The following is a 25,649-nucleotide window of genomic DNA, read 5'->3' on the forward strand; positions in this document are numbered from 1 at the left end:
TAATTAAGATGCGTTAGGAAAAACATATGTTTGAGCGACACAGCGAGTTTATGTTTTTTAGCAGATTAATTAAAAGTAAAATTAGTAGTTCTTAGCGAAGTGAATGCATTAATAGTAATATATACTTTTTTATTTTAGTCTTGTTTCTTTTTAGTAATATACCAATATACAGGTAATCCAATTAAGGTTATTGCAAGTCCTATAAGTGCTTTTGAAGTATCAGTTAAAAGTGTACTTACTAGGATATATATACCTCCAGTAATTCCGATGAGTGGAACTATTGGGTAGAAGGGTACTTTATAAGGTCTCTCTAAATCTTTATGTTTTGTTCTTAATATAAAGATACCAGCTACTGCCATTGTGAAGAAAATCCATAAAACAAATATAACAAGATCAGTTAAGGTATCAAAAGAACCGCTAAATACATATAAAGAGGCGAGTACTGCCTCGAAAATAAAAGCGTTTAATGGAGTTTGATATTTTTGATTAACTTTTCCGAGGATCTTATCAAAAGGTAAAAGTTTATCTCGAGCCATGGCAAAGGGTATTCTAACTCCTGTCATTAGGTAACCATTTAATGTTCCAAAGATTGAAATTAATATGCCAGCAGTTATAAACAATGAACCAAATTTTCCAAATAAAACTGTTGCAACATCAGAAGCCACTTTATTAGAACTAATAACAGCTGTTATAGGAATTATGTTTATAATTGCTAAATTAAATAAAACATACACTGTTATAATAACGATTAGTCCTAAAATTATGGACTTTGGTATGTCTTTTTTAGGATTTTTAAGTTCTCCTGCTATATTACCTACGCCTACCCAGCCATCATAAGCCCAAAGTGTTCCAAGCATAGCAGCTCCAAAACCAGCTCCGGCTGCAGTAGTCCCTAGTGGCAAGGAAAAACTGTGAGCTGTTCCTTTTATAAGGCCTAAAGCAATAATAATAAAAATTGGAATTAGTTTTGCAACAGTTGCAATGAACTGAATTTTACTAGCAAGTTTTGTTGATAACACGTTTGCAGTGGTGATAACAAATATCATTAATATTGCAAATAGTTTTTGCTGGATTGGACTCATAGGTACAAAATTAGTAGCTTGAGTTGCTAAAACTATTGCGAGTGCTGCGGCGGCACCAGGTACATAAATAACCGTCTGTACCCAACCAAATAGAAATGCCCATTTTTCTCCATAAAGTTCTTTAAGATATATAAATATACCACCAGTTTTTGGAATAGCTGCTGCTATTTCAGCTATAGTAAGACCAGAAGCCATAGTTATAATGCCACCGGCGACCCAAGCAAGTATTCCCATGGCTGGAGATCCTGCGTTTTTAAATACAATAGAAGGTTTAAAGAAAATTCCTGAACCTATAACCATACCTATAACTAGGGTAATGGATTCTAGTAAGCCGATTTCTTTCTTTAGTGTTTTTGGTGAATTATTGATAGAATCTAATTCTTTTGATGCTTCCAGAATAAATCATCCTCTCTTTTGTTAGTCTTAAAATAATAGAAAACTCATTTAAGTGGGTCAAATCATCTCCTGCGGAGCTGAAATGTCGCTAAAATATATAAAGACATGAAGTAAAAAAGCGGCAAAAGCACTGCATTTTTACTACATGTCCTCTTATCTGAAAGTTTCATTAGATAATAATCTAAGTTGCTCCAATAAAAATATTTTAAATAACTATAATCCCAAATGTAAATTTTATTATTTCTTTATATTTTATTAGCAAATTCAAATATAGTCAAGAAGAATTTTTTAAAACATACAACTTAAAATATCTTCTATATTTGCATTTGAAAAATAATCAGATATATTAAAGGCTGAAAGCGCTTTTTTTACATCAGATTCCACATGATTTATGCCTATAAGGGCAGCATCTATGTCCGAGATATCAAGTTTGCTAAAAAAATCACCATATATCGTAATATCTTTTATTATTCCATGTTGTACTTCCATATTACATTCAACAGTTCCAAATGAAAACTTCTTTTCATTTGTGAAATTATATTTTGGTGAATGGCCAAAATTCCATTCCCAAGTAGAATATTTTTCAGTGGCAAGCTTATTTATACTATTTAAATCATATGGAGTGAATTCATACAAATAATCTGAATTATTTTTTGTAATAATATAGTTCATAATTAACTCTTTAAATTCCATGATAGATAGAGACCGTGTTAAGTGCGAACTTATATTAGTTACCCTGCTTAATACGGATTTAATACTTTTGTCTTGAAATTTTAAAGGTTTAGCTTGTAATGCTTTTGATAAATCCGAAATATTTGATGAAAAAAGCAAGGTGCCATGATGAAGAACTCTGTTTTTGTAATTATATTGTGCATTGCCTGAGAATTTTTTACCTTCAATGGTTAGATCATTTCTTCCACTAAATTCTGCATTTATGTTAAGTAAGTTTAAAACATTTAAAATTGGCAAGGTGAATTTTCTGAAATTATTAAAATTTTCTTCACTACTATTTTTGATAAAAGTGAAATTCAAATTGCCTAAATCGTGAAAAACAGTGCCTCCACCAGACAATCTCCTTACCACAGGAATATTATTTGTTTTTATATAGTCTAGGTTAATTTCTGATAAGGTATTTTGGTTTTTTCCGACGATGATACAAGGCTCATCACTCCAGAGCATAAAACAGTCTTCTTTAAATTTTTTTAGCAAATATTCTTCCGCTGCTAAGTTAAAATAGGGACTTGTATTTGTGTTATTTATATAAATCATTATATTTCCTCCTTGCATTAACTTTAGATTTGAAATTATAAACCAATATATATATTTAATTGAATTATATACCAAAAGGCAGTATAATGAAACATGAAGGAGAATAAAAAAACAATCATTTTTTTTTATATTTCAATGCATATATTTTACAAAAATGGGGGGGGAATTATGTTGAAAAATTTAAAAAAAACGCCGCTATATAGTGTTTATAAAGAATATGGTGGGAAAATAGTTGATTTTGCTGGGTGGCAAATGCCAATACAGTTTGAAGGGATAATTTCTGAACATGAAGCTGTAAGGTCCGCTGCTGGACTTTTCGATGTATCACACATGGGAGAAGTGGAAGTAAAAGGAGCCGAGGCTTTCGAATTTGTACAAAATTTAGTTACAAATGATTTAGCAGTACTTGAAGATAATCAAATACTATATACTTTTATGTGCTATGAAAACGGAGGAGTAGTTGATGATCTTTTAATATATAAATTTGGTAAGGAACATTTCTATCTTGTTATAAATGCAGGGAACATAGAGAAAGATTTTCAATGGATGATTGACAATAAGGGCGCCTATGATATGGAACTCACTAATATTTCAAATGAGGTAGCAGAGGTTGCGATTCAAGGACCAAAGGCACAAAAGATACTTCAAAAAATAGCTGATATAGATTTAGATGAAATTAAATTTTTCTATTGTAAACGAGATGTTCTTGTAGATGGTGTAAAATGTCTTATTTCAAGAACAGGGTATACAGGTGAGGATGGGTTTGAAATATACACTTCCCCAGAGGAAATAGAAAAATTATGGCATAAACTATTTAATATAGGTGAGGAAGAAGGACTTAAGCCCACAGGGCTCGGCTGCAGAGACACTTTAAGATTCGAAGCTTGCCTCCCTTTATATGGAAACGAATTATCTCAAGATATTACACCGCTTGAAGCAGGACTTGGATTTTTTGTAAAGCTTAAAAAAAATGAATTTATAGGAAAAGAAGCTCTTTTAAAGCAAAAAGAACAAGGTCTTAAGAGGAAATCAGTAGGGTTTGAAATGAAGGATAGGGGAATTCCAAGACATGGTTATGAAGTTACTGCATTCGGAGAAAAAATCGGAGTGGTAACAACGGGATATTTCTCGCCTACATTAAAGAAAAATATAGGTCTTGCTTTAATAGATTCTAAATACTCAGAATTAGGTACAGAAATTGAAATTGGGATTAGAGGTAAAGCATTAAAAGCTGAGGTAATAAGTAAAAAATTTTATAAGAAAAATTATAACAAATAAAATTTAGGGGGATTTTAAATGAAAACATTAAAGGAATTATTTTATAGTAAAGATCATGAATGGATAAAAATTAAAGGTAATAAGGCATACGTTGGAATTTCTGATTATGCACAACATGCTTTAGGAGATATTGTTTTTGTTGAGCTACCAGAGGTAGATGCAGAAATTACTAGTGGGGATGTTTTTGGGGTCATTGAGTCTGTTAAAGCAGCTTCTGACATGTATATTCCATTTAGTGGAAAGATTTTAGAGGTAAATGATGATGTAGTAGATAACCCAGTATTAGTAAACGAAGACTGCTATGAAAATTGGATGTTTCTTATAGAAATTACAAATAAGGAAGAATTAAAAGAACTTATGAACGAAGAGCAATATAATGAATATTGCAGTAAGGAGAAATAAGATGTTTCCTTATATACCTAATACTTTAGAAGACGAAAAGGTAATGTTAAAAAGTGTGGGTGCGGAGTCTGTACAGGAACTGTTTAAAGACATACCAGAGGACCTTAAATTAAATAGAGATCTAAATATAAATTCACCCATGTCAGAACTGGAAGTACAAAAACACGTAAAATCACTTTGTAATAAAAATAAAAGCGCTGAAGAGTTAGTTTGTTTTTTAGGAGCTGGAGTTTACGATCATTATATACCTTCTATAATAAAGCATATAGTTTCAAGATCAGAATTTTATACATCATATACACCTTATCAACCAGAGATAAGCCAAGGTACTCTTCAGGCTATTTTTGAATATCAAACATTAATATGCAGTTTGACCGGACTAGATGTTGCGAATGCATCTATGTATGATGGTGCTACGAGTTGCGCTGAAGCTGCTTTTATGGCTGCTGAGCATACAAAAAGAAAATCTATAATTGTATCTAAAACAGTACATCCAGAAATTAGAAAAGTCGTTCATACCTATGCAAAATTTAAGGGATTAGAACTAATAGAAGTAGATGAGAAGGAAGGAGTTACTGATACTCTAAAATTAAAAGAACTTGTAGATAGCAGTGTGGCAGGAGTTATAGTTCAAAACCCTAATTTCTTTGGAATAATTGAAGATATGAGGTCGGTTGAAAAAATTACTCATGATAATAAAGCTATTCTAATAATGAGCGTAGATCCTATATCTCTTGCCATATTAAAAACTCCAGGAGAAATAGGAGCAGATATTGTGGTAGGGGAAGGCCAATCACTTGGAAATGCAATGAACTTTGGAGGACCTTATTTGGGATTCATGGCAACGACGAAAAAACTTATGAGAAAAATGCCAGGAAGGATTGTAGGTCAGACCATCGACGTAGATGGAAAAAGAGCCTTTGTATTAACGCTTCAAGCTAGGGAACAACATATAAGACGCGAAAAAGCGACTTCTAATATATGTTCAAATCAAGCTTTAAATGCATTAACTGCTGCAATTTATCTTACAACTATGGGAAAACAGGGATTAAAAGAAGTGGCATATCAAAGCACTCAAAAGGCGCACTATGCTTTTAATGAAATAATTAAATTAGAAAAATACGAGCCAGTATTTAATAAACCTTTCTTTAAGGAGTTCGTAATTCAGGGACAGGAAAGGGCTAGTATTATTAACGATAAATTATTAGAAAATAATATAATTGGTGGATATGATATAGAGAAAAATTACCCTGACCATAAAAATGCTCTACTATTCTGTGTAACAGAAAAAAGAACAAAACCAGAAATTTGTGAGCTAATAACTGCAATGGAGGGGATAAAATGAAACAGTATAATAAATTAATATTTGAAATCTCAAAAGAAGGAAGACGAGGATATACGTTACCTTGTTGTGATGTAGAGAGTATCGATATTAGCGAAATGATACCTGAGCATTTGCTAAGCAAAAAAGACATATCCCTTCCGGAAGTAAGTGAAGTAGATGTTATAAGACATTTCACTCTATTGTCTAATAAGAATTACGGGGTAGATACTGGCTTTTATCCTTTAGGTTCGTGTACTATGAAATATAATCCGAAAATTAACGAAGATATGGCGTCTATGACCTCATTTACTCAGATCCATCCATATCAAAGTGTAAAAACGGTACAAGGTTCCTTACAATTAATGTATGAACTTAGTGAAAAATTAGCTGAGATATCCGGAATGGATCAGGTTTCACTTCAACCTGCAGCAGGGGCCCATGGAGAGCTTACTGGACTTATGATTATAAAAGCCTTCCATGAAAATAAAGGGGATTTTAAAAGAAAAAAGATTATAGTTCCAGATTCAGCTCACGGAACTAACCCAGCCAGTGCAAGTGTGGCAGGCTTTGAAATTGTAGAAGTTAAATCTAATGAAAAAGGTAGTGTAGACTTAGATAGTTTGAAATCTGTATTAAACGATGAAATAGCGGGATTAATGCTAACAAATCCAAACACTTTAGGTTTATTTGATGAGAATATTAAAGAAATAACAAATCTAGTACATGAAGCTGGTGGGCTCGTATATTATGATGGAGCAAATTTAAATGCCATTATGGGTATAGCAAGACCAGGAGATATGGGATTTGACGTTGTCCATATGAATCTTCATAAAACATTTTCTACCCCACATGGTGGTGGTGGACCGGGAAGCGGACCAGTAGGAGTTAAAAAAGAACTTATACAATATTTGCCTGTCCCAATAATAGAAAAAATAGAAGAAAAATTTGTTCTTAATTATGATAAACCACTATCTATTGGAAAGGTAAAGAGTTTCTATGGGAACTTCGGAGTACTTGTTAAAGCATATTCTTATATACTTTCAATGGGCGCTGAGGGACTAAAGAAGGCAAGTGAAATGGCAGTGCTTAATGCAAATTATATGAAAAGCAAACTAAAGAACTATTATTATTTACCAATTGATAGAGTTTGCAAGCATGAATTTGTTTTAGGAGGTTTAAAGCAGGGACCAAGTGAGGTAACTACATTAGATATTGCCAAGAGACTTCTAGATTATGGATATCATCCGCCTACAATATATTTTCCAACAATTGTAGAAAATGCAATTATGATAGAACCTACGGAAACGGAAAGTCTTGAAACTATGGATGATTTTATTGAAGCTATGATAAATATTTCAGAAGAAGCAATAGAAGATCCACAGCTACTAAAGGATGCTCCATATGATACTCTTGTTAGAAGGCTTGATGAAGTTCGAGCTGCTAGATATCCAGTTTTAAAATATACTAATTAATATAACTTCGGGATAGTTAAATCATCTCCTGCGGAGCTGTAACATCTTCGTAGAAGATGTATTAACGACTTCAGAAGGAGATTTATACTCCCGCTGAAGTTTTCTATTTGTTGGGGCAAGTAACCCCACTTATAGAAGTGGGAGACTTTCCTTCTGAAATGTCGTTAAGATATTCCGAAGTTATACTGATTTATAGGAGGAGGAGCAGTGATGGAGAAGGATATAGTTATAATTGGGGGAGGCCCTGGGGGATATGTTGCTGCTATTCGTGCAGCTCAGCTGGGTGCTAAGGTTTGTATTGTAGAAAAAGGTGAGCTTGGTGGAACATGTTTAAATAGAGGATGTATTCCTACAAAGGCGCTATATAGAAATGCTGAAATTTTAAATACTTTAAAGAATATTAATGAATTTGGAATCGTGGTAGATAGTTACAGTTTTAGCGTAGAAGAAATTCAAAATAGAAAAGACAAAATAGTTAATCAACTAGTGAACGGGGTAGAACAATTATTAAAGTCAAATAATATAGATGTAATTTTAGGGACAGCTTGTTTGAAAGATAAAAATACAGTTTCTATCTCTCTTAAGAATGGAGAATTAAGAGAAATAATAACGAAAAATATAATTATAGCAACTGGGTCTATTCCATTAATACCTAATATACCGGGTATAGATCTACCAGGAGTATTTACTAGTGAAAATATATTAGAATTTAAAGAAGTGCCTAATAAATTAGCAATTATAGGCGGCGGTGTTATAGGTGTGGAGTTTGCAGGTATATTTAATGCATTAGGATCAAAGGTAACTGTTATAGAGTTCTTGCCAAGTATTCTTGCTCAAGTGGATACTGATTTAACAAAGAGATTGAGTGTTTCACTTAAAAGAAAAGGTATAGATATGAGTATCAACACAAAGGTAATTAGTATTGAAAAATCTAATGAACAGCTAATTGTAACTGCCGATGGGAAAAAAGGAGAAATTGTGTTTACGGCAGATAATGTATTGGTATCCGTTGGTAGAACGCCTATGACTGAAGGGCTTAATATTGAGAATTTGGGTATATCGCTTAATAGAAGAGCTATTGTGGTAGATGAAAATTATGAAACTAACATTCCAGGTATTTATGCTATTGGTGATGTGAATGGAATAAGTATGCTTGCTCATGCAGCAACGCATCAAGGTAAAAAAGTGGTTGAGAGAATTATGGGTTATATTGCTCCTTATTCTAGTGAAATAATACCAAGTTGTATTTTTGCATTTCCAGAGATAGCTTGCGTAGGCATAACAGAAAACGAAGCCAAAAAAAAGGGAATGGAGTATAAAACAAGTAAATTTTTATTTGGAGCTAATGGCAAGGCATTAGCACTAGGTGAAGGAGAAGGATTAGTAAAGGTTATAGCAACGCTTGAGGATATAATCATTGGAGTGCATATAATGGGACCTCATGCATCGGATTTAATTCATGAAGGGGCTATGGCTATAAATAATAATATGAATGTTTCAAACATCGCTAGCATGATACATGCTCATCCAACACTATCTGAAGCTTTTGAAGAAGCAGTGTTAGGGTTAAAAGGTGAAGCTATTCATATGGTACCTGCTAAAAAAAGATAGAAGAAACATAAAGATAGTTCAAGAGAGTAATTTTAATTACTCCCTTGGACTATCTTTGTATTTTAAAGCTTTCTTACAAATAATATTTAAATGCTATGCAATTAGAATTATATTTGGACGTTTTGTATCCTGTTGAACCATATTTTGCTATAATATATATACATATACTATTTGAAATTTTAAAATAGTGAATAATGGGAGGGATGAAAATGAGATTATTGCTTACAAACGATGATGGTATAAATGCAAAGGGGTTATATGCTTTAGCTAAAGAACTCGAAAAAAATCATGAAGTAATTATTGTAGCACCATATAATGAAAAAAGCGCTTGCGGACATTCCATAACCCTTACAAGGCCACTTATTGTTAGAGAAACAAAAATTGAAGGGTTAAAATCAAAAGCTTATAGCGTAGATGGAACACCAGCAGATTGTGTAAAAATAGCAATTAATAAGCTCATTGATAGTAAAAGTGATTGTAAAATAGATATGGTAGTATCCGGAATCAATAAAGGATTAAATTTAGGTACTGATGTCTTATATTCCGGTACAGTTTCTGCAGCTATAGAAGCAACTATTTATAAAATACCAGCTATGGCGGTTTCTATGGAAATTAAGCGAAATATTGAAAATTATGAAATGGCAGCTAAATATGCTGGAAAGATATTGCTTAAGGCTATTGAGAATAACATTAAGAATGATATTGTATTAAATGTGAATATTCCTATGCTAAGGGATAATGAAATAAAAGGAATTAAAGTATGTAAAATTGGAAGTAGATTGTATAACAACCGTTATATAGAAACTATTGGAGAAAATAATGAAACTCAATATGAAATTAAGGGTGAGGTAATAGATATTCATGAGGATGATTCTGACACAATATATTTTAAAGAGGGGTATGTTACTGTAACTCCACTTCATTATGATTTAACTAATTTTAAAATGTTAGATGAAACACGCAAATGGTTTTAACGACATTTCAGAAGGAAAGTCTCCAACTTATATAAGTGAGAGTTCTATACTGTAACAAAGAGAAAACTTCAGTGGGGGAATTTATGAATATTAAAGAAAAACCATTAATTTTTGATGGCGCAATGGGGACATATTACGCAAGTGTTTGTGAAAATCCATTATCCAAATGTGAACTTGCAAATATTTATGATAAAAATACCATACTAAATATACATAAGGAATATATAAATGCTGGTTGTAAGGCAATTAAAACCAATACATTTGGAGCAAATAAAATTAGCCTTGAAAGTAATTTCGATACGGTTAAAGAGGTTATTGTAAAAGGTTATGAGATAGCAAGGGAAGCCACAAAGGGTACTGAGGTTTTAGTTTTTGCCGATATTGGGCCAATACCATTTTTAGAAATGATGGATTTATGGGAGGCATACAAAGAAATAGTAGATTTGTTTTTAGATCTCGGTGCAACATATTTTATATTTGAAACTTTTAGCAGTGATGAATATCTTGCTGAGATTTCAAGGTATATTAAGGAGAAAAATCCAAATACATATATTTTGATGGAACTTGCGGTTTCACCAGAAGGGTTTACAAGACTTGGAATAAATGGTGAAAAATTTATAGAGAAAGTTTCGCAAATACCAACTATTGATGCCTGTGGATTCAACTGCTTTTCTGGGCCATATCACTTACTTCAATATATTAAAACTCTTAATATAGAAAATAAAACTATTTCTGTTATGCCAAACTCAGGGTATCCAACAATAATAAATAATCGTACGTTTTTTAATAATACTAAAGAATATTTTGCTGTGCAAATGCTAGAAATAGCAAAGCAAGGTGTGGCTATTATTGGTGGTTGTTGCGGTACAACTCCAGAATTTATAAGGGAAACTGTTGCAAAAATAAAAGGTTTATCAACACGCGAAATTGTTCCGAGTAAAACTGGAAAAGTTAAAATTGAGAAATTAATTGTTAAAAACCTTCTCCTGGAAAAAATCAGAATTGGGAAAAAAATTATTGCGGTAGAATTAGACCCACCACTTGATACAGGAATTGAATTTTTTATGAATAGTGCTAAGAGTCTTAAAGAGAATGGAGTTGATGCAATAACCATTGCAGATTGTCCTATTGCAAGAGTAAGGGTAGATAGTAGTCTACTCGCTTGTAAGTTGAAAAGAGAACTCGACATCACAACAATTCCACATATGACATGTCGCGATAGAAATATTAATGCTACAAAGGCATTACTTCTAGGCTTAAATATTGAGGGGGTAAATAACGTTTTAGTGGTAACAGGTGACCCTATACCCTCAGCCCAGCGTGACGAGGTTAAGGGGATGTTTAGTTTTAATTCTGCAATACTTGCTAACTATATAACCAATCTAAATGATATAACATTTTCATCACCTTTTAATATTTGTGGTGCTTTAAACGTAAATGCTATTAATTTTAGTAGCCAACTATTACACGCAAAAAAGAAAATTGAAAGTGGAGTAACTATGTTTTTAACACAGCCAATTTTAACAAAGCAGGCAGTAGAAAATTTAAAACGGGCACGTAGTGAATTACCTGCTAAGATATTAGGTGGAATTATTCCGATTGTAAGCTATAAGAATGCTTGCTTTATGAACAATGAAATTTCTGGAATAAGCGTTTCTGAGGAAATTATAGAACTATATAAGGACATTTCAAAAGAAGAAGCTAGGGTTCTTGCAATTAAAATATCTACTGAAATAGCGGAAGAAATCTACCCTTATGTAGATGGATATTATCTTATTACACCGTTTAAAAGAATTGATATTATTACTGATATTATTAAGAATATAAGCACTATTAATAATTAATAAATTAAAACTCCAATCATGAATAAATACATGATTAGGGTTTTAATTTTTTGATTACAAATTTTATAAAACTAATGAACTATTATTTCCCAGGAATGTTGACAAGTATTAATTGGTAACATATAATAAACATATGAACAATGATTCATGTGTTCATATGAAAGGGGTGGAATAAATGGGAAAAAACATAGAGGTTTGTACATGTTCTAATATGCATGAAGATGTAGTAGAAAAAGTAAGAAAATCAATACCACGTGAGGAAACGTTATATGACTTAGCAGAGCTTTTCAAAGTTTTTGGAGATGGTACGAGAATTAAAATTCTTTGTGTGTTATTTGAAACTGAAATGTGTGTTTGTGATATAGCTGCTCTTCTTAATATGACTCAATCAGCTATTTCTCATCAACTTCGTGTGCTTAAAAATGCTAGACTTGTTAAGTATAGACGTGAGGGAAAGGTTGTCTACTATTCTTTAGATGATCAGCATGTTAAACAAATTTTTGACCAAGGACTTATACACATAAAGGAACTTAGATAATACTCTATTACATAAAGAAAAATTTATAATATAAAAGCAAATAAAAACTTTGAAAGTGGGGGAGAAAATGAGTACTATAATAAAAAGAGAATTCATTTTAGAAGGTCTAGGTTGTGCTAATTGTGCAAACAAAATTGAAGCTCAATGTAAAAAGATAGATGGAGTATTAGATGCAAATATAAATTTTGTCACTAAAAGCTTAGTAATTCAATTTCAAAGTGAAGAAAAAATAATAAGTGTTATAGATGATGCAAAAAAAATAGTTAAAAGAATAGAACCTGGTGTTAAATTTATAGTAAAACAAGTAAAAACATTTAAGCATGAGGAAAAGGGTCATAGCCATAACCATGATCATAACCATGATCACGGGGAAGAAGGAACTAATAAAAATAAAATTATACGGTTCTCTGTAGGTGTAGTAATTTTCATCGTAGCAGTTTTGTTTAAATTAGATTATTTAATTGAATTTGCGTTATTCCTCATAAGTTATTTATTAATTGGTGGAGACGTCCTAATAGTTGCAGTGAAAAATATATTAAGAGGACAATTATTTGATGAGAATTTCTTAATGGCACTCGCTACAGTAGGAGCATTTTCTATTGGACAATTTTCAGAAGGCGTTGGGGTTATGCTTTTTTATCAAGTAGGAGAATTTTTCCAAGATATCGCTGTAAATAAATCAAGAAAATCTATATCTGCGCTTATGGATATAAGGCCAGATTATGCAAATAAAAAAATTAAAGATGAAATTGTAAAGGTAGATCCAGAGGAAGTACACATTGGGGATATTATAATAGTAAAGCCCGGAGAAAAAGTGCCATTAGATGGTATTGTTATAGAAGGAAAATCATTAGTAGATACAGCGGCATTAACTGGTGAATCAGTTCCAAGAGAAGTTAAAAGCGGCGATGAAATTTTGGCAGGGTGCATAAATAAAAATGGATTATTAACTATAGAGGTTGCGAAAGAATTTGGAGAATCAACCCTTGCAAAAATTTTGGATTTAGTGCAAAATGCTAGCAGCAAAAAAGCACCAACTGAAAATTTTATAACTAAATTTGCAAGATATTACACACCGATTGTAGTTATAAGTGCAACAGCACTAGCAATACTTCCACCCCTTTTAATACCTGGTGCTACTTTCTCACAATGGATATATAAAGCATTGGTATTTTTAGTAGTATCTTGCCCTTGTGCACTCGTAATATCTATTCCACTTGGATTTTTTGGAGGAATAGGTGGTGCATCTAAAAATGGTATTTTGGTTAAAGGTGGAAATTACTTGGAGGCATTAAATAGCGTTGAAGTAGTAATTTTTGATAAGACAGGAACACTAACTAAAGGAGTATTTGTGGTTACGCAGATGCATACAGAAGGTGAGATAAGTAGGGATGAATTATTAGAGTATGCAGCTCATGCAGAAAGCAATTCTAATCATCCTATTGCTACATCTATAATAAAAGCTTATGGCAAAGATATACGTAGTGAAGATATTGAAGGCGTCGAAGAAATAGCTGGAAAAGGTATTAGGGCTAAAGTTAAAGGGAAACATGTGTTAGCTGGTAATTCAAAGTTAATGGATAGTGAGAAAATTTCCTATAATAAAGCTGGAAATGTAGGCACAATAATATATGTAGCTATAGACAAGAAATATGCAGGTAGTATTATAATTTCAGATGAGATAAAAGAAGACTCTATTCAAGCAATAGTCGATTTGAAATCTATGGGTGTTAAAAAAATAGTAATGCTTACTGGTGACAATAAAGATATAGCGACGAGTATTGGAAAAATACTTGGTGTAGATGAAGTTTACTCAGAACTTCTTCCACACGAGAAGGTAGAAAAGTTAGAATTGCTTCAAAAAGAAAAATCACCTAAAGGGAAGATAGTATTTGTAGGAGATGGAATTAATGATGCGCCGGTGCTCGCAAGAGCAGATATTGGGATTGCAATGGGTGGTGTAGGTTCTGATGCTGCAATAGAGGCGGCAGATATAGTAATAATGACAGATGAACCATCAAAAATTGCTGAAGCTATAAAAATTGCTAAAAGAACAAAAACAATTGTTATGCAAAATATTATCTTTGCACTAAGTGTAAAAGCAGTTATTTTAACATTGGCAGTTTTCGGAATTTCAACTATGTGGGAAGCTGTTTTTGGTGATGTAGGAGTCGCTTTAATTGCAGTGTTAAATTCAATGAGAGCAATGAAGGTTAATAGCTAAAAATAGTAAAAGGTTAACAAGAACGAAAAGTTCTTGTTAACCTTTTTTATGTGATTAAGGACTATCGTGTCATAGCAATTTTCATTTGAGTTACTAGTGGATCAGCAATGGTACCAACAATAATCTGGTAGTTATTGTTTCCGATTTTCATAACAGCAGTAGCCCCAAGCTGCTTTAATCTAGGTTCATCAATAAGAGCATTGTCTTTAATAGATAACCTTACTCGTGTAATACAAGCATCTATAGTCTTTATATTTGCTTTGCCTCCAATAGCCTCTAACATACTAATAGCTCTAAGACCTAACTCAGAAGTATTTAGTTTAGCAAGTGCAGGAGAGGTTTCATCATCTCCTCTACCTGGAGTCTTTAAGTCGAACTTCTTAATAGAGAAGTAGAAAACAAAGAAATAAATAACACCGAATATTAAACCTATTATTATTAAAAGTATTGGCTTGCTCGCGATTCCAAAGCTTAGAACATAGTCAAGTATACCTGCAGAGAAAGTGAAACCAGATTTAACGCCTAAAGCAGAAGTTAAAGCAAAAGCTGCTCCCGTTAATATAGCATGCATTAAATATAGTGCTGGTGCAATGAACATGAATAAGAATTCAATTGGTTCTGTAATACCAGTTAGGAAAGCAGTAAAAGCAATACCAAGAAGCATTCCAGTTACAGCTTTTCTATTTTCTTTTTTAGCTGTAGCTATCATTGCAAGACATGCAGCAGGAAGACCAAACATCATAATTGGGAAAAAGCCTGTCATAAATGTCCCGGCAGTTGGGTCTTGTGCAAAAAATCTAGTAAGGTCTCCTGTAACGACCTTGCCAGCAGCATCCGTAAAGGTACCAAACTGTACCCAAATAAGTGTGTTCATAACATGGTGTAATCCAAAGGGAATAAGCAATCTATTTAGGACTCCATATAAGAAGGCGCCTATAGAGCCAGAGTGAGCAATAGAATTACCTGCATTATTAATAATATCTTGAATATGAGGCCAGATATAACCAGCGCCCACACCTATAATTAAAGTGTAAAAGGATGTTATAATTGGAACGAAACGTTTACCACCGAAGAAACCTAAGAAATCTGGAACCCTTATACTCTTATACTTGTTGTATAGGTAACCGGATAATATACCAACGATAATACCTGCTAGTACACCCATATCTATCTTAGAATTAAAAGTGACAGCAACGTCAGTTAATACAAAGTAGCCAACTGCAGCTGCAAGACCTGCAACTCCATTGTTATCATCTGCAAGACCTATAGCTATACCAATTGCAAAAATCATAGGAAGATGGCCAAAAATAGCATTTCCGGCAGCGAACATCCATGCAATATTAAATATATCTGGAGCCCCTAATCTTAATAGTAATCCGGCTGCAGGCATAACTGCAATTGGCGTCATCATAGCTTTTCCAAGTTTTTGAAGATTTGATGAAAATTTGTTGTTTTTAGACATTTTATTACCTCCTCGTTTTTGGATTAGATAAAAATTATTAATTCTTATCCTCCCTGTGGGTTTCATGGCATGTTACATGATTAAATTATAGGGATAAATGCAGTGATATTTATTAATATAGGTGAAAAGATATTATTAAGTATTACTCAGTACTAAGAATATTTAAGAAATCTAACACCATGATATACATGATAAAAAAATCGTTAAAGGTTTACAATAGAGGAATAAAAGAGAATATGCATTATAAATCTAAACTATTTTCTATGGACTCTATAATCGAATCAGATAGCTATTAATACTAAATTGTAATTTGTTGTTTCAAATAGGTTGTAAAAAAAACAAATTTGAAATATAATTGGTATATACAACATAACAACATAATAACATATAAATTGCATATGTGCACTAATTTACCAAAAAATATTATTAATCAAGGAGGGAAAAATTTGAGAAAAATTTCGAAGGATAACCCTATACCACTTCATTATCAAATAAAAGAAATATTACAGGAAATGATAGAAAATGAAGTTTTAAAGCCAGGGGAATCAATTCCAACAGAAAGAGAACTGTGTGAAATTCAAGGGGTCAGCAGAATGACCGTAAATAAGGCTATTATGTCCTTAGTAAATGAGGGGTTAATTTATAGAGAACAGGGAAAAGGGACTTTTGTGTCTACTGCAAAGGTTAATAGTGAAATATCACGGCTCAAAGGATTTACTGAGCAAATGCAAGAAAATGGAGTGGTATCAAAAACTAAAATATTATCTTTTAAGGTAATAGACGCAACAAAGAAATGCAAGCTTGAACTGAAAATGCCTGAAGATGAAAATAAAATTATTGAAATTAAAAGACTGAGATTTAGTGATCAGCAACCAGTAGCAATTGAAACAGCGTGGCTTCCATATTTTTTATTTAATGGAATGACTAAAGAAATTATTGAAGATAAATCACTATATGAAATTTTTCGTCAAAAGTATGGTCATCATCCGGATAAAGCGAAACAAACAATTGAACCTACAATGTTAAATCAATATGAAAGTAACCTTCTTAACCAAGAAAATGATGCTTTGGCACTAATATTTAGGCGAACCACCTATTTAGAAAATGAAACTCCAATTGAATATACCAAAGCCATATATAGAAGTGATAAGTATAAATATCAAATAAACTTAAAATAATAGGAAAACAATCCAGAATTGTCATATACCCCATAGATAAATAAGGAGGTTTTTTATGAAGGGAAATAATGAAAATAAATTTAATTTAGATACAATGAACACCTTTGAAATTCTTAAGAAAGTGAATGATGAGGATAAAAAAGTAGCTATAGCTATTGAAAATGAGCTAAGTAATATAGAGAAAGCTGTGGAACTAATAGTTGAAAGCTTTGAAGATGGTGGGAGGCTTTTTTATATTGGTAGTGGCACAAGTGGAAAATTAGGAGTAATGGATGCATCAGAATGTCCTCCTACATTTGGTACCGCGGATTCTATGGTTCAAGGAATTATTTCTGGTGGAAAAGAGGCAATAAGTGGATGGCTTGAACATACGGAGGATGATCCAGAACTGGCAATTCTAGATTTAGAAAAGGTAAATATAAATAAAAAAGATGTAATAGTCGGCGTAACAGCTAGTGGTAATACCCCTTATGTTGTACGCGCTATGGAATACGCTAAAGAAATGGGTTGCAAAACTATAGCACTTATATGTAATTCAAAGGGCAAAATCAAAGATATTTGCGAAGTTACTATAGCTATAGAGGTTGGATCAGAAGTAATACTAGGGTCAACTAGAATGAAAGCAGGTACTGCACAAAAAATGGTTTTAAATATGTTAAGCACTGTGGCCATGATAAAACTTGGCAAAACTTATACTAACTTGATGGTTAATGTACGACCTATTAATAAAAAGTTACAACAACGTGTACGCGAAATAGTAAAGCTTGCCACAGGTGTGGATGATGCCCTAGTGAATAAAAATCTAGAAATCTGCGAATATGACCCTAAAGTGTGTATTGTTAAAATTAAAAAAGATGTAACCCTTAAAAAAGCAAAAGAAGCCTTGGAAAAGACCAAGGGAAATGTAGCTAAGGCATTAGCAACATTATAATAATTATATTCAAATATTTGATGAGGTGATTAATATTAAAGCTATAGTTAATGGAAAACTTATTATGAGAGATAGAATAATTTATGATAGTGTAATAATTTTCGATACAAAAATTATAGACATTATAAATAATGATAACTTCCTTCAGTATAAAAAAGAGTATAAGGAAGAAATACTAGTGATAGATGCTAAGGGTAAATATGTATCACCTGGCTTTATTGATATTCATATTCACGGCTCCGGAGGCTATGATACCATGGATGCAACGGCTACGGCATTGAGGGTTATAAGTACTACAATAGCTGAAAATGGAGTAACATCTTATCTACCTACTACAATGACTATGGACTCAATTAGTATATATAGTGCGTTAGATGCTATTAGACAGGCAATGTCATTAGAAAATGAAGGGGCAAAGATTCTAGGGGCACATATGGAGGGACCTTTCATAAATGAGAAGTACAAAGGGGCTCAGAAGGCGGATAATATTATAAAGCCCAATTATGATATTATAAAGGATTATTTAGATATTATTAAAATTATAACCCTTGCGCCAGAAAAGGATGAAAATCATAGTTTTATAAAAAAAGTAAAAAGTAATTCTAAAATTACATTATCAGTAGGTCATTCAGATGCAAGTTATGAAGAGGCTGTACGTGCTATTGAGGATGGCATAACACATGCGACTCATACATTCAATGCTATGACTCCCTTAAATCATAGAAAACCAGGAATTGTAGGTGCAATTTTCACAAATGATATAACATGCGAGCTAATAGCGGATCTAATACATGTTCATCCAGCAATTTTTAAGATGCTCATAAATATCAAACATAAAGATAAAATGGTACTTATAACAGATTCTATGAGAGCTGGATGTATGAAGAGTGGCAATTATGAGCTTGGTGGACAGAAGGTAACAGTTGAAAATGGAGCTGCAAGACTTCAGGATGGAACACTCGCAGGTAGTGTTTTAACCTTAAATAAGGCTGTTAAAAACATGTTAAATCATAGTGATTTAGAAATCTATGAGGTAGTGGCAATGGCATCGCATGTTCCGGCAAAGGTTATTAATATAGATAATAAAAAGGGCAGGTTAGAGGCTGGATTCGATGCAGATATAGTTGTTTTTGATGATGATATAGATGTATTTTTAACAATAGTAGAAGGCAAAATAGTTTACGAAACTCAAAAGTAAAATTTTGAGTATTATTATAAGGTGGTGCGAATATGAGAATATTAGTTTTAGATAATTATGAAGAAATGAGTAAAAAAGCTGCTTTGATGATTGCAAGCCAAGTTATGTTAAAGCCTGATAGTGTATTGGGCCTAGCTACTGGAGATACTCCACTTGGCATGTATAAGGAATTAATTGCGTTGTATAACAAAAAAGAAGTAGATTTTAATGAGGTCAGAACTTTTAACCTGGACGAATATTATGGAATTAATAGAGAAGATCCTCAAAGCTACTATAATTATATGATTAATAATTTGTTTAATAGTATAAATGTAAACGTAAAAAATATTAACGTGCCTGATGGTATGGCAATGGATATTGAGGCTTCATGCAGAGGCTATGAAAATAAAATAAAAGAAGTTGGCGGCATAGATATGCAGATCCTTGGTATAGGTGGAAATGGGCATATTGGATTCAATGAACCAGATGTAACCTTTGAGGCAGAAACGCATTTAGTTAATCTTAATGAACAAACAATAGAAGCTAATTCTAGGTTTTTTAAATCAAGAAAGGATGTACCAGTAAAAGCGATAAGTATGGGAATAAAGACAATAATGAACTCTAAGAAAATTATTTTACTTGCTAACGGCTTAAATAAGGCTGAAGCTATAGAAAGAGCTGTTAAAGGTAAAATAAATCCTAATATGCCTGCTTCAATTCTGCAGCTTCATAATGATGTAACAATAATTTTAGATAAAAAGGCTGCTAGTAATTTATAAAAGTAAAACACCTATACTAGATATTAAGCTAGTATAGGTGTTTTATTTAAATTATATATTTATTCTAGTATGCTTATGCTTTAATTAAATTAAAGCTTTCAATTCATTATGTTCGTATAATAAATTATAACAATAAGTTATTATATCACTTCTTTTAATTATTCCTATAAAAACACCATTATCATCTACAACGGGGACAAAGTTTTGATCCTTCGCTAGTGATATTAAGCTCTCTATATCTGCACTAATTAATACTGCTTTGTTAGAGATATGCCTTGGGATATCTTCAATTAAAATTTTATTTGTATCATTAAAACTTAAATTTGGAGTATTCTTTAGTTTCCATAATAAATCACCTTCTGTTAAAGTACCTACATAATTACCTGTTTCATTTATTAAGGGCACAGATGTGTATCTGTGGTACTCCATCCGTTCTAATGCTTGCCTCATTGTAGAGCTTGGTTTTTCATAAACAAGTTCACTTTTAGGTGTAAGAAAAAATGCTATGTTCATACTTTACCATCCTTTAAAGATTTATATTTTGGGTTGTTAGATATCTTACAATATTATTATAACATGTTTAATAGAGTTATTTATTAATAATCTATTAAACATATCAGTATCTATCAAAATGTTGTTAAATACATTTTGGTATATTATAATATATAAAAGAATATTTACCATAATAGGCTGTTGTGGTAATGGTATGGATAGCTGGAAAAATTAAGGAGTGAGTGTATGATCAGTTTTTCATCTGTTGAAGAATATAAAAAGGCTAGCAAATTGGCTAAAGTTAAATATCACATGGACATATCAAGAGGGGCTTCTGGCCATATATTATCCTTAGATAGTATTTTAAAAAAAATAGATATAGTAGCGGAAGTCCCTTTAGGAATAAAAAGCATTCCATTAAAAAAAATAATAGGATCCTATTTTTATACAAGGAGTAGGGATTTTGCAACGAACTTTCTTCCTCTAGCTAGTATTGATAGCGAATTCTCTATGAAATGGCAAGCGGTCTATGCTCATCACATTAAAGATGGAATAATTGACCCTGTAAAAATTTATGAGTATATGAATGAATTTTATGTTATGGAGGGAAATAAGCGTGTAAGTGTATTAAAATACGTGGATGCCTATGCGATAGAGGGCGATGTTACTAGGCTAGTTCCTAAAAAGGATGAGAATGATTTAAATAACATAATATATTATGAGTTTTTGAACTTTAATAATGAGACTGGGATAAATGCTATTTGGTTTTCCAGGGAGGGTAGCTTTACCGAGCTTTTGAAGTATTTGGATGGATATAATCCGAAGCTTAACTTATTTTCAAATAAATACGAGCATTTTTTAAAAAATGTTTATTCACCTTTTAGAAATACCTTTTACGAATTAGGTGGAGATAAATTAAATATTACCACTGGAGATGCGTTTTTAAAATATATAAAAATTTATGGAATCTCAGACGAATTCATAGAAACAAAGAGAAAATCAAGGGTTCGTAAGTTCTTAGGAGAACTTAAAATACTTTCAAGAAACAATGCAGTAGAAATCCAAACGGAACCTTTTGATGTGCGCAGGAAAAATGTTATTACTTCATTTACAAATTTAGTAGGCCCACATAAAAAATTAAGAGTAGCTTTTATTTTTGAAAAGACTATTGATACATCAGGTTGGAGTTATGTTCATAATCTAGGAAGACTGTATGCACAAAATGAATTAGAAGGTGAAATAGAAACTTTTGTTATAGATAATTTTCAAACTGAGGGTGATAGTTATGAAAGATTAAGGGAGTTATGTGAAAAAGATTATGACATTATATTTACTACATGTCCATCTTATCTTAATATAACTTTGAGGGCGGCTTTAAAGTATGACAATATTAAATTTTTTAACTGCTCTCCCGTAAAGGCTTTTAGAAATGTAAGTACTTATTTTGGGCGTTCTCATGAACCAAGGTTTTTACTAGGGCTTATTGCCGGGGCTATTACAAAATCAAATATTATAGGATATATAGATATTTATAATGAAACAGAAGTTATAACGGGGATTAATGCTTTTTCATTAGGTGTTAAAACTGTAAATCCGAATGCGAAAGTTATGATTTCTTGGCTTAATGAAACAGGGGATATCAATCATTCAAAGGAATTAATTCAAGGGCTTCAAAGGCTCGGTGCAGATCTCATAATGCAAAATGACCTAACAGCTTTAGGTAAGGGGTCAAGAGATTTTGGACTATATTCACTAAAGTATAGTGAAAAAGAGGATAAATGGATACCGGAAGTGAACTATGCTTTAATTACATGGGATTGGGGACAGTTCTATGAGAAAATACTTAGAAATATAGTAAATGGTAGTTTTAAAGGTATTTTTAGTACTGAATCTAAACGAGTAAGTTTTTGGTGGGGGATGGACTCGGGACTTGTGGATATTATATATTCAAAACATAATGTACCAATTCAAACTCAAAAATTAGTAGTTATAATGCGCGAATTAATTATTGAAAACAGATTCCACACTTTTACTGGTCCGGTGCACGATACAAAAGGTCAACTTAGGATAAATGATGGTGATATAGGAAACTACGAGGATATGTTATATATGGACTGGTTTGTAGACAATGTTGTAGGAAAACTTCCGGTGGAGGAGTAGAATAATCAGAAGATAAGTAGGTGATTAAAGTTAAAGTTCTATTAGTTTCAGATATAGAAGATAGTTACATTTGGGATCATTTTGATTGTGAAAGGTTTAAAGAAATTCAGATGGTAATTTCATGTGGAGATTTAAAAGCAGATTATTTAGAATATCTAGCGAATATGATTAAAGCACCTGTATTTTATGTTAACGGTAATCATGATATATCATATTTAGAAAAACCACCAGCTGGATGTATCCCTATTGATGATAAGATAATAGTATATAAAAATATTAGAATACTAGGCCTTGGAGGATCTATTGACTATAATAAAGGCCCTTTTCAATATTCTCAAAAGGAAATGCAAAAAAGAGTTTCGAAATTAAAATTGTGTTTATGGAAGAATAAAGGGTTTGATATATTAGTCACCCATTCACCTGCAAAAGGTATGGGGGATGGAAAGGATCTTTGTCATCAGGGATTTGAAGTATTTATCGATATTTTAAATAAATACTCTCCGAAATATTTCTTTTACGCTCATCAGCATTTGGTCTATGGGAAAGGTGATAGAAAAATGATTTATAACACCACCACTCTTATAAATGCATTTAAATATCATATTATTGAAATATAAAGGGCTCATGGGCAATGGTTTTGCCCATGAGCTCTTTATATTTGTTTTATGGAGTAGCGGATATTTTCTTGATTTTTAAGAAATTTAATTTAGTTTCTGTTGTTATAATTGCAACAAATATAATTAAACATCCTAAAATCATTTTTGATGTAAATATCTCATTAAGCATTACAACAGATAAAATAGAACCGAAAACAGATTCTAAACATAAGATAATAGCAGCATGAGTAGAAGTGGTATATTTCTGAGCTACATTTTGTATAATAAATGCAATCATTGTGCTAAAAATTGCTAAATAACTAATTGCAAATATTGTATCTGAATTTAATGATTGTGGCATTGGTTCATAAATTAAAGCGGCTATAATTGAAAATACTGCAGCGGCACCTAACTGTATTATTACAAGTGATATAGCATCAACTTTTTCAGTGAAAAATCCAACAGAAACTATATGAGCTGCAAAAAATACCGCACATAATAGAGTTAAACCATCACCCAGTCCAATACGTATACCTCCATCTAAGGTTAGCATTCCTATTCCAACAAAACACAAAAATGCAGATATTAATGAATATGTATCTGGCTTTTTTTTGCTAATTATCCAATAAAGGAAGGGCACAATAACTACATTAGTTCCAGTTAAAAAAGCATTTTTACCAGCAGTTGTATATTTCATACCAATAGTTTGAGCAGCAAAGCCTAAAAACAAGAGAAGTCCAACCAAAGTACCAACCTTAAGTTCATTTTTAGTAATAAGTTTAACCTTCTTTCTGAAAATTAAAAGCATAATAATCGCAGAAATACTAAAACGCATTGCCATAATATAAAAGGGTGTAAGACTATCTAAAGCACCTTTTACAGCTATAAAACCACCGCCCCAAAAAATTGCAACTAAAAGCAAAGACATATCGGCAAGGATACTCTTTTTTTTGTCAGTAATTTTCATGGTTATCACTCCTTCAATTTGTATGTGTAATACTAAGGTTAAGCGATTTAAATTTTGTGAAATTACTCAAATGTCAGTTGATAAATTATATGTTCCAATAAATTTATTTTACCATAAAAGTAAGCATTAACCTATAAATTATATCGTAATAAGTGATAATTCAATTTTTTTCTTAAACCATTCTATAATCATCAGCTCCATATCAGGTTCACCCTTTCTAGGATATTTTTTTATTTATTGACATTAATAATTAACATATTTATAATTAAATAAAACAGAGCGAAATAGTAAGAATTAATATATACAGTTAGTGGATTCTTTAACGATATTTAGAGGAGAGAGATAAAAGCATGGAAATATATTTAGATAACAGTGCAACTACTAAGCCTTATGAAGCAGTTATTGAGGATGTATGTAGTACTATGAGAAATTATTATGGTAATCCATCTTCAGCACATAGTTTGGGGTTTAAGGCAGAGCAAAAACTTAGAGAGATAAGGGTAAATATTGCGAGTAGCATAAATGCTAGCAGTGAGGAAATAATATTTACATCAGGAGGAAGTGAAAGTAATAATTTTCTTATAAAGGGGTTTGCTAAAACATCTTCAAATATAATAACTACTAAAATAGAGCATCCAAGTGTATTAGACACATTTAAGGCGTTAGAAGATTTAGGAATAAAGGTTACTTATATTGATGTAGATGAAAGTGGTAGAATTGATATAGAAAATCTTATAGACAGTATAGATAAGAATACTCAAATTGTTAGCGTAATGCACGTTAATAACGAAGTAGGTGTAGTGCAGGATATTGAGCTTATAGGAAAACGAATTAAAGAGAAAAGTAGTAGGGCTAAATTTCATGTGGATGCAGTACAAAGTTACGGAAAGATTCCTATTGATGTACAAAAGTGTAATATTGATTTACTATCGACTAGTGCACATAAAATACATGGACCACGCGGAATTGGATTTGCATATATACGGAAAGGACTTATACCGGGTAGCTTAATAAATGGGGGAGGACAAGAAAGAAATTTAAGATCTGGTACAGAAAATCTTGCTGGAATTGTGGGATTTGGAACTGCAGTAGAGACTAGCTGCAAAAATCAACATGAGAATTTTAACAGTGTTTTAGAGGTAAAGAAATATTTTATAGAAAAACTGTCTAAGTTAGATGATGTTATAATTAATAGCAAACTAGAAGATCATTTTATACCGTATATATTAAGTGTTTCATTTAAAGGGATTAAAGGAGAAGTATTACTTCATGCATTAGAAGCAAAAGGGATATATGTGTCTACAGGTTCAGCATGTTCTTCTAAAAATCATAAAAGTAGTGAAATATTAAAGGCACTTGGAAGAAGTTTAGAGGAGCAAGGTGGAACTATACGGTTTAGTTTTTCAGAGTGCAATAATAAGGATGAAATAGACTATGTTATAATCGAATTAAATAAATCACTAAAGTTTTTAAGAAAGATGAACAAAAGATAA

At 32.0% G+C, this 25,649-nt stretch carries 21 protein-coding genes; 16 read left to right on the forward strand and 5 right to left on the reverse strand.

The window, feature by feature from the left end; all coding sequences use genetic code 11:
- Positions 1 to 134: 134 nt before the first annotated feature.
- Together ACWJJ2_RS17935 and ACWJJ2_RS17940 are read right to left on the reverse strand one after the other, a co-directional pair.
- A complete protein-coding gene (locus tag ACWJJ2_RS17935) occupies positions 135 to 1,382 on the reverse strand; it encodes an APC family permease (RefSeq protein ID WP_462953637.1) in 1,248 nt (415 codons plus the stop codon).
- Positions 1,383 to 1,766: 384 nt separating this feature from the next.
- Positions 1,767 to 2,747, reverse strand: a complete 981-nt coding sequence (locus tag ACWJJ2_RS17940) for a lipoate--protein ligase (RefSeq protein ID WP_220286055.1) — start codon at positions 2,745 to 2,747, stop codon at positions 1,767 to 1,769.
- A gap of 171 nt (positions 2,748 to 2,918) precedes the next feature.
- Here ACWJJ2_RS17940 and gcvT point away from each other — a divergent pair, with 171 nt between their 5' ends.
- The 9 genes from gcvT to ACWJJ2_RS17985 all read left to right on the forward strand — a co-directional run bounded on the left by gcvT (position 2,919) and on the right by ACWJJ2_RS17985 (position 14,414).
- The gene (gene gcvT / locus ACWJJ2_RS17945; protein ID WP_216301958.1) at positions 2,919 to 4,025 is read left to right on the forward strand and encodes a glycine cleavage system aminomethyltransferase GcvT; all 1,107 of its coding nucleotides are present in this window, start codon (positions 2,919 to 2,921) and stop codon (positions 4,023 to 4,025) included.
- 18 nt (positions 4,026 to 4,043) lie between these two features.
- Positions 4,044 to 4,427 carry a glycine cleavage system protein GcvH gene (gene gcvH, locus ACWJJ2_RS17950; RefSeq protein WP_216301959.1) on the forward strand — a complete coding sequence of 128 codons (384 nt, stop codon included), beginning with the start codon at positions 4,044 to 4,046 and terminating at the stop codon, positions 4,425 to 4,427.
- A 1-nt stretch (position 4,428) separates the two neighbouring features.
- On the forward strand, positions 4,429 to 5,772 hold the full coding sequence (gene gcvPA, locus ACWJJ2_RS17955) for an aminomethyl-transferring glycine dehydrogenase subunit GcvPA (RefSeq protein WP_216301960.1): 1,344 nt from the start codon (positions 4,429 to 4,431) through the stop codon (positions 5,770 to 5,772).
- Complete coding sequence (gcvPB, locus tag ACWJJ2_RS17960; RefSeq protein ID WP_216301961.1) at positions 5,769 to 7,223, forward strand: aminomethyl-transferring glycine dehydrogenase subunit GcvPB; 1,455 nt, start codon at positions 5,769 to 5,771, stop codon at positions 7,221 to 7,223. Before gcvPA ends, gcvPB begins: the two co-directional genes overlap by 4 nt.
- A 210-nt stretch (positions 7,224 to 7,433) precedes the next feature.
- Positions 7,434 to 8,834: a dihydrolipoyl dehydrogenase gene (gene lpdA, locus ACWJJ2_RS17965; protein ID WP_216301962.1), complete on the forward strand. Its 1,401-nt coding sequence runs from the start codon at positions 7,434 to 7,436 to the stop codon at positions 8,832 to 8,834.
- A gap of 209 nt (positions 8,835 to 9,043) precedes the next feature.
- A complete protein-coding gene (gene surE, locus ACWJJ2_RS17970) occupies positions 9,044 to 9,808 on the forward strand; it encodes a 5'/3'-nucleotidase SurE (RefSeq protein ID WP_216301963.1) in 765 nt (254 codons plus the stop codon).
- Between the two features lie 83 nt (positions 9,809 to 9,891).
- Positions 9,892 to 11,652 carry a bifunctional homocysteine S-methyltransferase/methylenetetrahydrofolate reductase gene (locus tag ACWJJ2_RS17975; RefSeq protein WP_216301964.1) on the forward strand — a complete coding sequence of 587 codons (1,761 nt, stop codon included), beginning with the start codon at positions 9,892 to 9,894 and terminating at the stop codon, positions 11,650 to 11,652.
- 175 nt (positions 11,653 to 11,827) lie between these two features.
- The gene (locus ACWJJ2_RS17980; protein WP_220319618.1) at positions 11,828 to 12,190 is read left to right on the forward strand and encodes an ArsR/SmtB family transcription factor; all 363 of its coding nucleotides are present in this window, start codon (positions 11,828 to 11,830) and stop codon (positions 12,188 to 12,190) included.
- 67 nt (positions 12,191 to 12,257) lie between these two features.
- The gene (locus ACWJJ2_RS17985) at positions 12,258 to 14,414 is read left to right on the forward strand and encodes a heavy metal translocating P-type ATPase (RefSeq protein ID WP_220286054.1); all 2,157 of its coding nucleotides are present in this window, start codon (positions 12,258 to 12,260) and stop codon (positions 14,412 to 14,414) included.
- A 61-nt stretch (positions 14,415 to 14,475) separates the two neighbouring features.
- On the opposite strand, the gene nagE is transcribed toward ACWJJ2_RS17985, so the two are convergent.
- Entirely contained in the window at positions 14,476 to 15,876 is a 1,401-nt protein-coding gene (nagE, locus tag ACWJJ2_RS17990; RefSeq protein WP_462953638.1) for an N-acetylglucosamine-specific PTS transporter subunit IIBC, read from the reverse strand.
- A 398-nt stretch (positions 15,877 to 16,274) separates the two neighbouring features.
- Between nagE and ACWJJ2_RS17995 the strand changes: the two genes are divergently transcribed.
- From ACWJJ2_RS17995 to nagB, 4 genes are read left to right on the forward strand one after another with little or no spacing between them, the layout of a single operon-like run.
- Positions 16,275 to 17,054: a GntR family transcriptional regulator gene (locus ACWJJ2_RS17995; RefSeq protein WP_187351394.1), complete on the forward strand. Its 780-nt coding sequence runs from the start codon at positions 16,275 to 16,277 to the stop codon at positions 17,052 to 17,054.
- Between the two features lie 55 nt (positions 17,055 to 17,109).
- Positions 17,110 to 17,985 (forward strand): N-acetylmuramic acid 6-phosphate etherase, encoded by an 876-nt coding sequence (gene murQ, locus ACWJJ2_RS18000; RefSeq protein WP_462953639.1) that lies wholly within the window; start codon positions 17,110 to 17,112, stop codon positions 17,983 to 17,985.
- Positions 17,986 to 18,019: 34 nt separating this feature from the next.
- Positions 18,020 to 19,183, forward strand: coding sequence for an N-acetylglucosamine-6-phosphate deacetylase (gene nagA / locus ACWJJ2_RS18005; RefSeq protein WP_216302041.1), 1,164 nt, complete (start codon positions 18,020 to 18,022; stop codon positions 19,181 to 19,183).
- 32 nt (positions 19,184 to 19,215) lie between these two features.
- Complete coding sequence (gene nagB / locus ACWJJ2_RS18010; RefSeq protein WP_220286052.1) at positions 19,216 to 19,941, forward strand: glucosamine-6-phosphate deaminase; 726 nt, start codon at positions 19,216 to 19,218, stop codon at positions 19,939 to 19,941.
- A gap of 84 nt (positions 19,942 to 20,025) precedes the next feature.
- Here nagB and ACWJJ2_RS18015 read toward each other — a convergent pair whose 3' ends face one another.
- Positions 20,026 to 20,454: a CBS domain-containing protein gene (locus ACWJJ2_RS18015; protein WP_165411673.1), complete on the reverse strand. Its 429-nt coding sequence runs from the start codon at positions 20,452 to 20,454 to the stop codon at positions 20,026 to 20,028.
- A gap of 225 nt (positions 20,455 to 20,679) precedes the next feature.
- Here ACWJJ2_RS18015 and ACWJJ2_RS18020 point away from each other — a divergent pair, with 225 nt between their 5' ends.
- Positions 20,680 to 22,593 (forward strand): BMP family ABC transporter substrate-binding protein, encoded by a 1,914-nt coding sequence (locus ACWJJ2_RS18020; protein WP_220286051.1) that lies wholly within the window; start codon positions 20,680 to 20,682, stop codon positions 22,591 to 22,593.
- 20 nt (positions 22,594 to 22,613) lie between these two features.
- Positions 22,614 to 23,210 carry a metallophosphoesterase family protein gene (locus tag ACWJJ2_RS18025; protein ID WP_258280634.1) on the forward strand — a complete coding sequence of 199 codons (597 nt, stop codon included), beginning with the start codon at positions 22,614 to 22,616 and terminating at the stop codon, positions 23,208 to 23,210.
- 46 nt (positions 23,211 to 23,256) lie between these two features.
- Here ACWJJ2_RS18025 and ACWJJ2_RS18030 read toward each other — a convergent pair whose 3' ends face one another.
- Positions 23,257 to 24,156, reverse strand: a complete 900-nt coding sequence (locus ACWJJ2_RS18030; RefSeq protein WP_220319624.1) for a DMT family transporter — start codon at positions 24,154 to 24,156, stop codon at positions 23,257 to 23,259.
- Positions 24,157 to 24,506: 350 nt separating this feature from the next.
- Between ACWJJ2_RS18030 and ACWJJ2_RS18035 the strand changes: the two genes are divergently transcribed.
- Complete coding sequence (locus ACWJJ2_RS18035) at positions 24,507 to 25,649, forward strand: cysteine desulfurase family protein (protein ID WP_216301971.1); 1,143 nt, start codon at positions 24,507 to 24,509, stop codon at positions 25,647 to 25,649.

The sequence above is a fragment of the Clostridium sp. CM039 genome (genome assembly GCF_055081075.1).

Coding starts and splice junctions, on each gene's coding strand:
- ACWJJ2_RS17935 (WP_462953637.1), bottom strand. CDS start 1,382: ATGGTTATAGGTTCAGGAATTTTCTTTAAACCTTCTATTGTATTTAAA.
- gcvH (WP_216301959.1), top strand. CDS start 4,044: ATGAAAACATTAAAGGAATTATTTTATAGTAAAGATCATGAATGGATA.
- ACWJJ2_RS17975 (WP_216301964.1), top strand. CDS start 9,892: ATGAATATTAAAGAAAAACCATTAATTTTTGATGGCGCAATGGGGACA.
- ACWJJ2_RS18020 (WP_220286051.1), top strand. CDS start 20,680: ATGATCAGTTTTTCATCTGTTGAAGAATATAAAAAGGCTAGCAAATTG.
- ACWJJ2_RS18015 (WP_165411673.1), bottom strand. CDS start 20,454: ATGAACATAGCATTTTTTCTTACACCTAAAAGTGAACTTGTTTATGAA.
- murQ (WP_462953639.1), top strand. CDS start 17,110: ATGAAGGGAAATAATGAAAATAAATTTAATTTAGATACAATGAACACC.
- ACWJJ2_RS17985 (WP_220286054.1), top strand. CDS start 12,258: ATGAGTACTATAATAAAAAGAGAATTCATTTTAGAAGGTCTAGGTTGT.
- lpdA (WP_216301962.1), top strand. CDS start 7,434: ATGGAGAAGGATATAGTTATAATTGGGGGAGGCCCTGGGGGATATGTT.
- ACWJJ2_RS18030 (WP_220319624.1), bottom strand. CDS start 24,156: ATGAAAATTACTGACAAAAAAAAGAGTATCCTTGCCGATATGTCTTTG.
- ACWJJ2_RS18035 (WP_216301971.1), top strand. CDS start 24,507: ATGGAAATATATTTAGATAACAGTGCAACTACTAAGCCTTATGAAGCA.
- nagB (WP_220286052.1), top strand. CDS start 19,216: ATGAGAATATTAGTTTTAGATAATTATGAAGAAATGAGTAAAAAAGCT.
- nagE (WP_462953638.1), bottom strand. CDS start 15,876: ATGTCTAAAAACAACAAATTTTCATCAAATCTTCAAAAACTTGGAAAA.
- surE (WP_216301963.1), top strand. CDS start 9,044: ATGAGATTATTGCTTACAAACGATGATGGTATAAATGCAAAGGGGTTA.
- gcvPB (WP_216301961.1), top strand. CDS start 5,769: ATGAAACAGTATAATAAATTAATATTTGAAATCTCAAAAGAAGGAAGA.
- ACWJJ2_RS17995 (WP_187351394.1), top strand. CDS start 16,275: ATGTGCACTAATTTACCAAAAAATATTATTAATCAAGGAGGGAAAAAT.
- ACWJJ2_RS17980 (WP_220319618.1), top strand. CDS start 11,828: ATGGGAAAAAACATAGAGGTTTGTACATGTTCTAATATGCATGAAGAT.
- gcvPA (WP_216301960.1), top strand. CDS start 4,429: ATGTTTCCTTATATACCTAATACTTTAGAAGACGAAAAGGTAATGTTA.
- ACWJJ2_RS17940 (WP_220286055.1), bottom strand. CDS start 2,747: ATGATTTATATAAATAACACAAATACAAGTCCCTATTTTAACTTAGCA.